The 13081-nt window shown below is 69.4% G+C and carries 7 protein-coding genes and 1 pseudogene; all 8 read left to right on the top strand.

What is annotated here, in order from left to right:
• The first annotated feature begins 43 nt into the window (after positions 1-43).
• Entirely contained in the window at positions 44-1699 is a 1656-nt protein-coding gene (locus tag OU415_RS20240) for a PPE domain-containing protein (RefSeq protein ID WP_270950469.1), read from the top strand.
• A complete protein-coding gene (locus tag OU415_RS20235; protein WP_270950468.1) occupies positions 1696-2457 on the top strand; it encodes an ESX secretion-associated protein EspG in 762 nt (253 codons plus the stop codon). Before OU415_RS20240 ends, OU415_RS20235 begins: the two co-directional genes overlap by 4 nt.
• Before the next feature lie 20 nt (positions 2458-2477).
• A complete protein-coding gene (locus OU415_RS20230; RefSeq protein WP_270950467.1) occupies positions 2478-3224 on the top strand; it encodes a type VII secretion target in 747 nt (248 codons plus the stop codon).
• Between the two features lie 79 nt (positions 3225-3303).
• A complete protein-coding gene (locus OU415_RS20225; RefSeq protein WP_270950466.1) occupies positions 3304-3900 on the top strand; it encodes a YbaB/EbfC family nucleoid-associated protein in 597 nt (198 codons plus the stop codon).
• Positions 3901-3945: 45 nt separating this feature from the next.
• Positions 3946-5679, top strand: a complete 1734-nt coding sequence (locus OU415_RS38250; RefSeq protein ID WP_333778281.1) for a WXG100-like domain-containing protein — start codon at positions 3946-3948, stop codon at positions 5677-5679.
• A gap of 97 nt (positions 5680-5776) precedes the next feature.
• A pseudogene (locus tag OU415_RS38450) lies at positions 5777-6547 on the top strand (WXG100 family type VII secretion target); the annotation flags it as partial.
• 932 nt (positions 6548-7479) lie between these two features.
• Complete coding sequence (locus tag OU415_RS20205) at positions 7480-8013, top strand: type VII secretion system-associated protein (protein ID WP_270950465.1); 534 nt, start codon at positions 7480-7482, stop codon at positions 8011-8013.
• A gap of 168 nt (positions 8014-8181) precedes the next feature.
• A complete protein-coding gene (locus OU415_RS20200) occupies positions 8182-12999 on the top strand; it encodes an RHS repeat-associated core domain-containing protein (protein WP_270950464.1) in 4818 nt (1605 codons plus the stop codon).
• The last annotated feature ends 82 nt before the right edge of the window (positions 13000-13081 follow it).

Raw genomic sequence — 13081 nt, 5'->3', positions numbered from 1 at the left:
CGCTGGGGTGCGCCCGCCGCAGTCGAGGGGATGAAAGCCGCAGATGACCCAGCCGAACGCCAGTCCGGACAAGCCGGACATCGTTCTGACCGAGACGCAGAACTGGGCCTCGCGCAGCCACGAAGAGCTCTACGCGGCGGTGCACACCGACAACGATCCGGGCCGGGTGGGCCAGCTGTCCGACGACTGGAACGCGCTGAGCCGGGACATCGCCGAAGCCGCTCAGCGCATGTCGGAGAAGGTGCGGGGCACCGAGGCCGGCTGGCAGGGGCAGGCCGCCGACGCGGCGCGCGCCGCGATCCAGGAGCTGACCGACTGGAACATCAAGGCCGGTGACACGGCGGGTTCGCTGGCGGCGCGGATCTCCACGCAGGGCCGGGTCATGGAGGTCGCCAAGACCGAGATGCCGGAGCCGGTCAAGGGCGTGGAAGGGCTGCAGGCGGCGGTCATCGGTGCTTACGCCACCAACGACCTCGAGAGCTTCACCAAGGCCACCACCGACCTGCAGGCCCACCAGGCCAAGGCCACCAACGCGCACGAACGCGCGGTCCAGGTCATGACCAACATGGAAGCCCAGTCCCGCACCATCGACAGCGAGACCCCGCGCTTCACGCCTCCGCCGAACCCGGTGACCCAAGAGCGGATGCAGGCCCGGATGGCCCAGATGGCCCCCATGGCCGCAGGTGGCGGGGGACAGCCGCTCGAACCGAAGCAGCAGGGCCAAGCACCGGCCGCCACGACCCCGGAGGGCGTGTCGCCGGCGGCGGCGAACGGGCCCGGTGGGATCGACGGTCCGACGAAGATGATGCCGAAGCTGGGCGACACCCCTGGTGGCCCTGGTGGCCCCGGTGGGATCGGTGGCGGTCCCGGCGGGATCGGCGGCGGGCCTGGCGGGATCGGCGGCGGGCCTGGTGGCGGAGTCGACGGTCCGACCAAGGCGATGCCGATGCCGAAGCTGGGCGACGGCCCCGGCGGTGGGTTCGACGGTCCGACGAAGGCGATGCCGAAGCTGCCTCCGCTGGGCGACGGCCCCAGCAGCACATCTCCGCAGAGCACGAGCCCGCAGAGCACGACGCCGCAGGGTGCGAACCCCAAGATGCCGCCCCTGCCGCAGATGGGCGGCCCCGGCGGCGATCACACGTACCAACCGCGGCCGTACGGCATTCCGGACGGCGTGCCCCCCACCGGCCCCGGTGCGCGTCGGCCCGGCGACCCGAACAGCCGCGGTGGTGGCGGCTGGCAGGGCCAGATCCCGCCGATCCCGGGTGGTCCCGGCGGCACGGGGCCTGGCGGAACCGGCCCCGGCGGCGCTGGTCCTGGCGGTGGCGGCCCCGGCGGATTCCGCGGCGGCCCGGGTGCGGTCCCCGGCCTGGGTGCCGGTGGCGGCGGTGGAGCCGGAGGCGGTGCCGGTGGCTCGTCCAACCTGGCGCCCGGCGGTTCCTCGGGTACCGGCAGCACGGGTTCTGGTGGACCCGGCGCCGGCCCCCGCGGCATGGGCGGTGGCGCCGGGCAGCCCGGCATGGCCGGAGCGCCGGGCATGGGCGCCGGTGCGATGGGCAACCGCGGTGGCCGCGGCGAAGACGACAAGGAACGCAGCGCCAAGTACGTCCAGGGCGGCCAGATCGTGGAGGTGCCGGGCGCCGACCTGCCGCCGCCGGTGATCGGTGAGGGCAAGAAGAAGAAGCGGGACCAGGGATGATGACGACAACGGCGCCGGACTTCGCGCTGACCGCCGCGGAGTACGACCTCGTCACCGGAGCTCTGGGCCACGGTCGCCCGCAGTTCCCGCTCCAGGTGCCCAGCGTGGGCCGGACGATGGAGGAACGCGCCGGCCTCGCCGCCGACGCGTTCCGCTCGCTGGCCGACCGGGGCATGGCCTCCGGCGACCAGCTCGACGACCGGCTGGCGGTTCTGCTGCAGCTGATCGTCGACAACGACACCTCGGTGGACGTGGTCGGCTACGTCGGCGAGCCGGTCCAGGCCCTGGCCGCGGTCACCCGCCGCGCCGGGGTGCTGGCGCAGCTGGTGGCCGGCGAGCTGTGGCTGACCGAGATCCGCCCGACCGCGCTGGCGATGGCGGCGGTCGGCGTGCTGCCGCCCGGCCAGCCCGGCATGAAGCCTGCGCTGTCGGTGCCCAAGGAGCAGCTGAACCGCGCGCTGGACGAGGACGAGGACGACCCGTTCGGCGGCGACTACGACGACGAGACCGCGCTGGTGCGGGCGGGCATGTCCGGCCAGGACGCCGCGGTGCTGGCCGAGCTGGTCGAAACCCGCGTCGGTGGCGGGCAGTTCGGCGTCACGCACCGGGGGCAGCGGTCGTCGACGCTGGTCACCTGGTTCGACACCAACGAGGGCCGGTACCTGATGGTCAGCGAGCGCTCCCACATCAGCATCGCCCCGGCCGACAACCGCCGCATCGAGCACCGCCTGGGCGAAGTCCTGGCGAAGCTCGACTGACGAGCTGAAGAGGACCCACCATGACTTTCCAGGTCGAAGCAGAGGACCTGACCGCGCACGCCAGCCACCTGGAGGCGCTGACCGACCGGGTGGACACCGCGATCTCCGCCGCCGAGCAGGTCAGCATGGACGACGAGGCCTACGGCCTCCTGTGCTCGTTCCTGCCGCCCATCATCAACCCGATGGAGGAGGAAGGCCTCAACGCGCTCAAGGCCGCCAAGGAAGGCATCACCACCACGGCGGACAACGTCCGCCAGACGGCCAAGGAGTACCAGGAGACCGACGAGGCGGGCGCGGACAACTTCTCCCAGTTCGACGACGCCGTGCGGGTGAACGATTCGGCCGTCGCGCTGCGCGGGGTCGAGAGCACGGGGTCCAGCTCCTCGCCGAGCGGATCGACCTCGGCCTCCTACGAGCCCGCGATGCAGGGACGTCCGGCGTCCGGTCCGGTGATGGACTCGGAGCCGCGGCAGTTCACCGCGATGAACGCGCCGGAGGGCAGGCAGCTGGCTGAGCCGCAGCACGCGCCGATGGAGCCGAAGCAGTTCACGCCGATGAATGCACCGGAGGGCAGGCAGCAGGTTGAGCCGCAGCACGCGCCGATGGAGCCGAAGCAGTTCACACCGATGAACGCGCCCGAGGGCAGGCAGCGGGTCGAGCCCTTTGAGCAGGCTGAGCCGATGGAGCGGGACGTGGTCCAGGCGACGCCCGTGGAGCCGGCGCAGCGCCCCACCGCGACGTACCAGGGCGACCTCTACTCGAGCTGAGCCGCCGACGTCGCACTGCTACCCCGGGTCGGGGGCAGCAAGCGGATCGCAGATTTAGAAGTCCTTTGGAGGTAGTGCAATGCCGGGCCAGAGCCAGGGCGGGTTCGCTTCGATCGGGGCGGACCCCGACGAGGCGGAGCGGCGGATCCAGGAGTGGGCGAAGGGCTTCGAGGAGAAGGCCCAGCGCTACCAGGCCATCCAGGCCGAGACCGAGCAGCTGCGCCTCACCGCGGCCAGCTCGGACGGTCGCGTCAAGGTGACGGTGCGCGCCGACGGCAGCATCACAGACCTGGAGCTCACCGACAAGGTCCGCTCGATGCCGCCGTCCGAGCTGGCGTCCCAGATCCTGTCCACGATGCACAAGGCGCAGTCCGACATCGCCGGCAAGGTCGGCGAGACCATGACGGCCCACCTCGGCGACGAGGACCGGGAAACCCGCGCGATGATGCTGGACAACCTGCGCGAACGCTTCCCGGAGCAGCCCGAGGACGAGGCGCCGGAGCTGGAGACCTCCTCGAAGTGGGACGGCCCGGCCGAGGAAGAGGACCACACGCCTCCGCCGCCCGCACCTCCGGCCGCCGCGCCGAATCCCCCTGCGGCACCGAAGAAGAAGCCCGCCTTCGAGGACGAGGACGACGACGAGTTCGGCCCCGACTTCGACCCGCTGCGGGACTGATCCCCGCCCGACCTGACCACCAGTTACCCGGCCCCGGAGTGTGCAGTGACCAATCCGCTGATCGCTGAGCGGAAGGATTCGACGCAGGATTTCAGCGGAGTCCCCTTGCTGGAGTCGGTGAACGACACCAAGCAAGCGATCGAATCCGGCGACTGGGCCGCGGGAATCATGGGTGCGGCGGGCACCGGCCTCGAGGCACTCGGTGCGGTGATGGACCCCTTCGGGACGATCCTCGCCGCGGGCGTCGGCTGGCTGATGGAACACGTCGGTCCGGTCTCCGACGCCCTGGACGCGCTCACGGGCGATCCGGACGAGATCCAAGCGCACGCGGAGACCTGGTCGAACGTCGCGGCGGAACTCGGCGAGATCTGCACCGACATGACCAACCTGGTCAACAGCGACACCCAGGGCTGGCTCGGCGAAGCCGGCGATTCCTACCGCGCCCGCAGCGAAGACACGACCGCTCTGATCTCGGCTGCCCAGGCTGCGGCTGATGGTGCGTCGAACGGGATCAGCACGGCCGGTGAGGTCGTGGCGATGGTGCGCACGCTGGTTCGCGACATCATCGCCGAGCTGGTCGGACGCCTGGTGTCCTGGGCGTTGCAGGTGCTCGCCACGCTCGGGATCGCGATGGCGTGGGTGGTGCCGCAGGTCGTGGCGGCGGTGGCGAAGACGGTCACCAAGATCGCTGATATCACCACGAAGTTGGTGCGGGCGATCGGCAAGCTCGCCCCGATGCTCAAGAAGCTCGGAGACGGCTTCGGCGACGTCAAGAAGGCGCTGAGCAAGTTGAACGCCGGCGGCGGAGGAGCCCCCAAGCCCAAGGGTGTTTCGCCGGCGCCGAGGCCCACGTCCGAGCCGGTCAAGCCGATGGGGTCGGCCTCGACGCCGGCGTCGACCACGTCCATGAGCACGGTCCCGACACCACCGGCGAACGGCGCGGATTTCGCTTCGCCGCGCGGGGTGTCGTCGACCGGCGGGTCGCACGGCGGCGGTTGGGGCGGCGACCTCTTCGGCTCGCCGTCCCGCAAACGGTCCGGCGGCGGCTCCGGGGCCACGTCCCGCAGCATGAACTCCCGATCGCTCGGCGGTTCCCACGACGGGCCGAGCAGTGGTGCGAATCGTCCAGCGGGGATTCCGCCGAACGCGTCGCCGGTCGACCACCCCGATCTGGGGATGAACAACGGCAACATCGATCCCTCCCACTCCAGCTACGAAAGCACGATCACGGTGAACGGTGTCGATCACAAGATCGTGAGCACGCCGATGACCAAGCTCGAGGGCTATCACGGGGTCAAGCCGGAGGGTTATCAGTCGGTCATGGACAACGGCGTGCAGCGGCCTGACGGTCGGGCGGGAAACAGCGCGGACGATTGGAAGGCCTGGTACCTCACGGACGACCAGACCAGTGCGGCTGACTACTCCTACAACTCCACCGCGCCCGGCGCTGTGATCAAGTACGAGACCCCGGGCCCGGTGACGGTGCACGACGTTCCGCCCGCGCTGGTCGACAACAACGGGCCGGGCGGCATCACCGATCCCGCGCACATGGCGGCGATGAAGCAGCACTTCGGGATCGGCGACCAGCCCCTCATGGACGGGTTGGCGCAGAACAACGGCGTCATCAAGACCTCGGACGGTCCGGACAACCCGTCGGAGTTCATCGTCCCCTGGGAAAATGCCGCCGGTGGGAAGTACTCGGTTGCCGGTTACCCGAACCTGATGGGCGACTTGAAGCCGAAACCGAGCAGCGACAACGGGCTTCACGGGAAGATCTGAAGGAGAGTTGGAACCGCGGGGTGAGCAGACGATCGCGGGCCATTTCGTGCATGACATGACAACCGTCCTTTTCGGACGTTGACCTGGGAGTTCCGCAGTGACGAACCCGTTGATCGCTGAGCGGAAGGATTCGACGCAGTCGTTCAGCGGTGTGCCGATCCTGGAATCCGTCGACGAGACGAAGAAGGCGATCGAGTCCGGCGACTGGGCGTCCGGCGTGATGGGTGCGGTGGGCACGGGCCTGGATGCGCTCACGATGGCGCTGGATCCCTTCGGGTCGATCCTCGCCGCCGGAGTCGGCTGGCTCATGGAGCACGTCGGGCCGCTGTCGGATGCGTTGGACGCGTTGACCGGCGACGCCGATCAGATCAAGGCGCACTCGGAGACGTGGAAGAACGTCGCCACCGAACTCGGTGAGATCAACACCGAGATGGCCAACATGGTCAACAGCGATGTCGCCGACTGGTCCGGGGCCGCGGCGGATTCCTACCGGCAGCGCAGCGAGGACACCGGGAAGCTCATCGAAGCGGCCAAGAAGGCCGCCGAAGGCGCCTCGGACGGCATCGGCACCGCAGGTGAGGTCGTCGCGGCGGTGCGCACCCTGGTGCGCGACATCATCGCCGAACTCGTCGGTCGCCTGATCTCCTGGGCCTTGCAAGTCCTGGCCACGCTGGGCATCGCGATGGCCTGGGTGGTCCCCCAGGTCGTGGCGGCCGTGGCCAAGACCGTGGCCAAGATCGCTGACGTCACCACGAAGCTGGTCAAGGCGATGAAGGCCCTCTCGCCGCTGATCAAGAAGCTCAAGGACGGCTTCGGCGATGCGGGCAAGGCCCTGAAGAAGATCAAGAACGACAACGGCACCGCCCCCAAGCCGAACCCGACCCCACCGCCCAGCAGGGGTGGCAACGGCCCGCGTGGCGGCCAGGAAAGCAGCCGGGGCATGCGTGAGGATTCCGACTCCTCGCCCGGCAGCACGATCCCGCAGACGAATTCCGCGCCGCAGCCGAGTCCGACGACTTCGGCCTCCACCGGCGGGAACACCTCCGCACCGCCGGCCAGCTCCGCCCCCACCCAGCCGACGGGGAACACCCCGCAGCCCACGGTGCTGACCGGGAACATCTCCGACGGCAAGGGCGGGAAGAAGCCGCACAGCGTCACCCCGGACAAGGTGCAGTCGATCCCGCTGAAGGACGACAAGGGGAACACGGTCGGGATCTCGTTCCCGAGCAAGGCGGAGGACCCGAAGAAGGTCGGCAGCTGGGCGGGCAAACCCATCCGGAACAGCGACAACTGGTACAACAAGAACCGCAACAGCAAGGACTCCAATTTCCCCGAGACGAAGGCGGACGCGCCGTGGAAGGGGAAGCAGCCGTTCTACGTCCACGCTCACGCCCAGCCCAAGGGCTACATCGTCAACGTGAACACCGCTCAGCCCGGACAGCCTGCCAAGTGGGAGAAGATGGGGCTCACCGGTGATCAGTACGGGCAGCTGGTGTCGAGCAACTCCCATTTCCAGGCGGCGTCGAAAGCGGACCCGAACCGGCCGATCGTGCAGATGTCCTGCCAAGCGGGAAGTCCAGCCGGAAACGCGGCGCAGACGTCAGCGGACGCCATCCGCAACGCGGGCCATTCCGGCGACGTGTACGCACCCACCGGGAAGGGATTCCGGAAGCCCGACGGGAACGAGAGCATCTACGGGGTGGGCCCCGGTGTGGACAGCAGCGGCAACCCCGTCGCTGGCGAGTTCAAGAAGTTCTAGCATTGTTCAGCGGGACGAGCAGGTGAAGAGGAACAACGGCCATGGATGACTCAGCCCGCCCGAGCCCGGGCAGCGATCGGGACGACTGGGCGGTGTTGCTCGACCCGGCGTGGCAGCCTCGGTTCGACGGCGACCAGCCGCCGCCGCACGCGATCGCCGGGGGCTGGCCGTTGGCGACCGATGGGAGTCGCGGCCGCTTCGAGCCGAACCCCGATTTCGCGCCGGCCGATCCGGCCAATCCGACGGACCCGGTGGACGCGGTGCTCCGGTTGATCGCCGAAGGACGCACGAAGGTCGACGAGCTGATCCCGGCGGTGCGCGACGCGGTGCTGGAGATCGCCCTGTCCGCGGACGGATATCCGCTCGTCGGCCCCGCTCCCGACGACGTGCCCTGCGTCGCCGTGGTGACCGCGCCGCTGCACCGCAAGGACATGGATTCGGTGGAGCTCTGGGGATCCCTCACGGCCGAGGGCCTGCTCGAGCTGCTGCCGCCCGACACGGACATCCTGCTCAACCCGGAAGGCCCGGCCCCGGTGCGCCTGGCTGCCAGCGCGCTCCGCGACAGCTTCGCCTGACCGCTCTTTCGCGGAGTTCGCCGGTTCGGTGCGGCCGAGCGCAACAGCGCTGTTCGCGACGGCTGCCGAGTCGGCATGCGCGAATCGATGAACCGCAACAGCGCCTGGGTGCGTGTAGTCCACGACCTGGTGTCTGTCCTCTTTGAACGTTGATTTTGGAGTGCTGCTGTGACGAATCCGTTGGTCGCCGAGCGGAAGGATTCGACGCAGTCGTTCAGCGGTGTGCCGATCTTGGAGTCGGTGAACGACACCAAGCAGGCGATCGAATCTGGCGACTGGGCGTCCGGCGTGATGGGTGCGGTGGGTACCGGCCTGGATGCGTTGACCATGGCGATGGATCCGTTCGGGTCGATCCTCGCTGCTGGTGTGGGCTGGCTGATGGAGCACGTGGGCCCGCTGTCGGATGCGTTGGATGCGTTGACCGGTGATGCCGATCAGATCAAGGCGCATTCGGAGACGTGGAAGAACGTCGCCTCCGAGCTGGGCGAGATCAACACCGAGATGGCGAACCTGGTCAGCAGCGATGTCGACGGTTGGACCGGGGAAGCCGCGGATTCCTACCGGCAGCGCAGCGAGGACACCGCCAAGCTCATCGAGGCGGCGCAGAAGGCCGCTGAGGGCGCGTCGAGCGGGATCGGCACGGCGGGCGAGGTCGTGGCGGCGGTGCGGAGCCTGGTGCGCGACATCATCGCTGAGCTGGTCGGTCGCCTGATCTCTTGGGCGTTGCAGGTCCTGGCCACGCTGGGGATCGCGATGGCTTGGGTGGTTCCGCAGGTAGTCGCTGCGGTGGCGAAGACGGTCGCGAAGATCGCTGACGTCACGACGAAGCTGGTCAAGGCGATGAAGGCCTTGGCGCCGCTGGTGAAGAACCTCGAAAAGGGCTTCGGCGACGCGGGAAAGGCTCTGAACAAGATCAAGGGTGGCAGCGGCGCAGCCCCGAAGCCGAAGAGCTCGCCCGCCCCGACCCGGTCGATGGGCAACGACGGCCCGACCCCGAACAGCAGCCCGGACTTCCCGGCGCCGACCAGGTCGATGTCCAACGACGGCCCGGCGTCCACGTCGTCGATGTCGCACAACGGACCGAACCCGAACTCCCCGGGCACCGGTCCGGCGCCCAACTCGTTCGACGGTGGTCCGACGCCCAAGTCGATCTCGAATGAGTCGCCCGCCCCGTCCGGTGGCACGAGCAAGTCCCGCGGCATCGGCGGTGATCTGCGGAAGGCGTCCAGCGATGCGCAGACACCGAGCCGGAACGTCGGCAACCGCCGGTGCGAGACCGACCCGGTCGACATCGCCACCGGCGAGATGGTGCTGGCGCAGGTCGATGTGGAGATCGCCGCCGCGCTACCGCTCGTCCTGCGGCGCACGCACCTGTCCTCGTACCGGGTCGGCCAGGCCTTCGGCAGTTCTTGGGCATCCACATTGGACCAGCGGCTGGAGGTCGGGAGCGCAGGTGTCTCCTTCGCCGCCGACGACGGGAAACTGCTGTTCGCCCCGACGCCGGAGCTGGGCGCGACGGTGCCGTTCGCTGGCTCGCCCAACACGCTCACCAGGCACGACCACGGCGGTTACACGGTCGTGCTGGTCGGCGAGCAACAGGCGCTGCACTTCGCTCCGGGCGACGAGGTCCTGCGGCTGACCGGCATCACCGATCGCAACCACAACCTCGTCCACTTCGAGCACGACGAGGCGGGCACTCCGGTCGAGGTCCGGCACAGCGCGGGCTTCCGCATCCGGGTGGAGACCGAAGACGGCCTGGTCACGGCGCTGCACCTCCGCGGCGCGGCCAACGGCGACGACCTGCAGCTGATGCGGTACGCCTACACCGACCGGCGGCTCACCTCGGTGATCAACGCTTCCGGCCAGGCGCTGGAGTTCGACTACGACGCCGAGGGCCGGATCGCGGGCTGGACCGACCGGAACGGCATCTGGTACCGCTACACCTACGACCAGGCAGGACGTTGCGTGCGCACCGAGGGTGCCGGCGGTTTCCTCAACGGCACGTTCGAATACGCCGACGACGTCACGCGCTACACCGATTCGCTCGGTCACACCAAGGCCTTCCACCTCAACGACGCGAAGCAGACGGTCCGCGAGGTCGATGCGCTGGGCAACGAGACGGTCTTCGCGTGGGACGACCACGACCGCCTGCTCGCCCGGACCGACGCCCTGGGCCGCACCGTCGAGTACGACTACGACGACGCGGGCAACATCACGGCCATCACCAGGCCCGATGGCAGCCGGCAGCTGATCGAGTACGACGACCGGCGGATGCCGGTGACGTTCGTCGACCCGGACGGTGCGATCAGCCGCCGCGAGTACGACGAGAACGGCAACCTGATCAAGGTGACCGACCCCGCCGGCGCCGTGACGACCTACGCCTACGACGAGCGGGGTTTGCTGGCCAGCATCACCGACGCGCTGGGCAACGTGCGCCGGATCGGTACCGACGCCGCCGGCCTCCTGGTTTCGGTCACCAATCCGCTCGGCGCCACCACGACTTACCGCCGGGACGGCTTCGGCCGGGTGACCGAGGTGACCGATCCGATCGGCGGCACCACCAAGTTCGGCTGGACCGTCGACGGTCGGACGGCCTGGCAGACCCGGCCGGACGGCAGCACCGAGCGCTGGATCCGCGACGGGGAGGGCAACGTCCGCACCCGGGTCGACCAGCTCGGGCAGACCACGACGACCGAGACGACCGCTTTCGACCTGCCGTCGGTGGAGATCGGTCCGGACGGCTCCCGGCGGGAGTTCCGCTACGACACCGAAACCCGGCTGGTCTCCGTCACCAACGAGCAGGGCCAGGTCTGGCGGTACGAGTACGACGCCGCCGGAAACCTGGTGCGGGAGACCGACTTCGGCGGTCGAGCGGTGTCGTACCGGTACGACGCGGCCGGGCAGCTGGTGGAGCGCACCAACGGCGCGGGCGAGACCGTCCGGTTCACCTACGACCTGCTCGGCAACCTCGTGGAACGCCGCACCGCGACCACGACGTCGACCTTCGCCTACGACCCGATGGGGCGCCTGATCGCTGCCGGCAACGACGCCACCCGGGTGTCGTTCGAGCGCGATCAGCTCGGTCGCGTGCTGACCGAGACGGTCAACGGTCGCACCGTCGCGTCCGCCTACGACCCGCTGGGGCGGCGAGTGCGGCGGCGGACGCCGTCGGGCGCGGAGAGCGTCTGGGAGTACGACGCCGCGGATCGGCCGGTCGCGCTGCACACCGCCGGGCGCACGCTGGGGTTCGACTACGACGTCGCGGGCCGCGAAGTGCAGCGCACGCTGGGAACTCGCGTGCTGCTGGCGCAGAACTGGAACGCCGACCACAAGCTGTCCTCGCAGACCCTGATCGGCGGCGACCGCATGATCCAGCAGCGGTCCTACGCCTACCGGCCGGACGGAGCGCTGGTGGGCGTCCGCGATCAGCTCAGCGGAGACCGCACGTTCGACCTCGATCTCGCAGGGCGGGTCACCGCCGTCAACCGGCCACAGTGGACCGAGCGCTACGCCTACGACCCGGCGGGCAACCTCGCGCACGCGGAATGGCCGGTGTCGGGCTCTCCGGACGACGCGGCGGTGGGCGATCGGGCCTACGCGGGAACCCTGATCACCCGAGCTGGAACCACCCGGTACACCCACGACGCCGAAGGTCGCACCACCTCCCGGAGCCTCCAGCAGGCGGCCTGGAACTACACCTGGAACGCCGAGAACCAGCTCATCGGCGTGGTGACCCCGGACGGGCAGCGCTGGCGCTACGTCTACGACCCGCTCGGCCGCCGCGTCGCCAAACAACGCCTCCACCCGGACGGCAGCATCGCCGAGCACGTCGACTTCACCTGGGACGACAGCCTGCTCGTCGAGCAGGTCCACAACGGCACGGACGCCACCGTCTGGGAGTGGGCACCCGACAGCTACCGCGTGCTCGCGCAGACCGAACGCCGGACGACGCCGAACGCGCCGCAACGATGGGTCGACCAGCGCTTCTACGCCATCGTCACGGACCTCGTCGGCACCCCGGCGGAACTGGTCGACCCGGACGGCAACCTCGCCTGGCACGTGGACACCACGCTCTGGGGAACCCTGAAGGCACCGGCCGGTCACGCCTGCACGCCGCTGCGGTTCCCCGGGCAGTACCACGACCACGAGACCGGTCTGCACTACAACCTCAACCGCTACTACGACCCCACCACCGGTCGGTACACCTCCGGCGACCCGCTCGGTCTGGCCCCCTCGCCGAACCCGCACGCCTACGCCCCGAACCCCACCGGCTGGATCGACCCGCTCGGCCTCATGAACTGCAGCGCTGGCGGTTCCAACGCTGGTGGTGACAGGGGGCTGAACAACCCGCAGTTGCGGCCGAATCCGCAGCGGCCGCAGTGGATGTACCGGGGTGACACGCGTCCGGTGAACGGGCCTGACGGGCTCTTCCAGAACGGGATGACGTCGTGGGGCAAGAACTACGACATGCCGCACCACGTGCACGGCGGTCGCGGGGCCAACGATTCCGGCTACGTCTCGCTGACCTCCGATCCCAACGTGGCGCACCAGTTCGCGTTCTCCCCCGACGGCGGCCCCGTCATCAGCAAGGACGGCAACCACTACATCTCGATGTCCGGGCAGGTCCTGAAGGTGCAGTCCACGGACAACTTGATCCACACGGGTTCGCAGAACCTCCCGCCGGACCTGGCGCAGCGGATGTCGAAGCAGAGCGAGTGGGACGCGGTGCACCACGTCGCTCCGGAGAACATCCACAGCTCGGTGTCCGTTCACGGCTACTTCCGGCAGAGCAACGACCAGCGATTCGCCCTGCCCGGCTCCTTGACGACGACCGAGCACGTCAACCCCAACTTCGTCCCGAACCACCCCGGCTACAACCCGCACGCCGATCCGAACAGCGGTTTCACCCCGAACACCGATCTCAACCTCCGGCCCTCCGATGTGGACCTCGGAGACCCCGGGGCCTCGAACCGGTCTCGCCGGTAGTCCGCGAACGGAGCATCGAGGCGGAGGTCGTCCGGATGCCGGGGTGGCGAAGTCCCCCGTTTCGCCACACCGGCAACGGGTT

Origin of the sequence: Saccharopolyspora oryzae (genome assembly GCF_027853915.1) — a bacterium.
Lineage (GTDB): Bacteria > Actinomycetota > Actinomycetes > Mycobacteriales > Pseudonocardiaceae > Saccharopolyspora > Saccharopolyspora oryzae.
Note: the sequence above shows the minus strand (reverse complement) of the source record. Positions and strands in the feature narration are given on the sequence as shown.

Excerpts from the sequence above, each read along its gene's own strand:
- OU415_RS20240 (WP_270950469.1), top strand. The coding sequence starts at position 44 with ATGACCCAGCCGAACGCCAGTCCGGACAAGCCGGACATCGTTCTGACC.
- OU415_RS20235 (WP_270950468.1), top strand. The coding sequence starts at position 1,696 with ATGATGACGACAACGGCGCCGGACTTCGCGCTGACCGCCGCGGAGTAC.
- OU415_RS20230 (WP_270950467.1), top strand. The coding sequence starts at position 2,478 with ATGACTTTCCAGGTCGAAGCAGAGGACCTGACCGCGCACGCCAGCCAC.
- OU415_RS20225 (WP_270950466.1), top strand. The coding sequence starts at position 3,304 with ATGCCGGGCCAGAGCCAGGGCGGGTTCGCTTCGATCGGGGCGGACCCC.
- OU415_RS20205 (WP_270950465.1), top strand. The coding sequence starts at position 7,480 with ATGGATGACTCAGCCCGCCCGAGCCCGGGCAGCGATCGGGACGACTGG.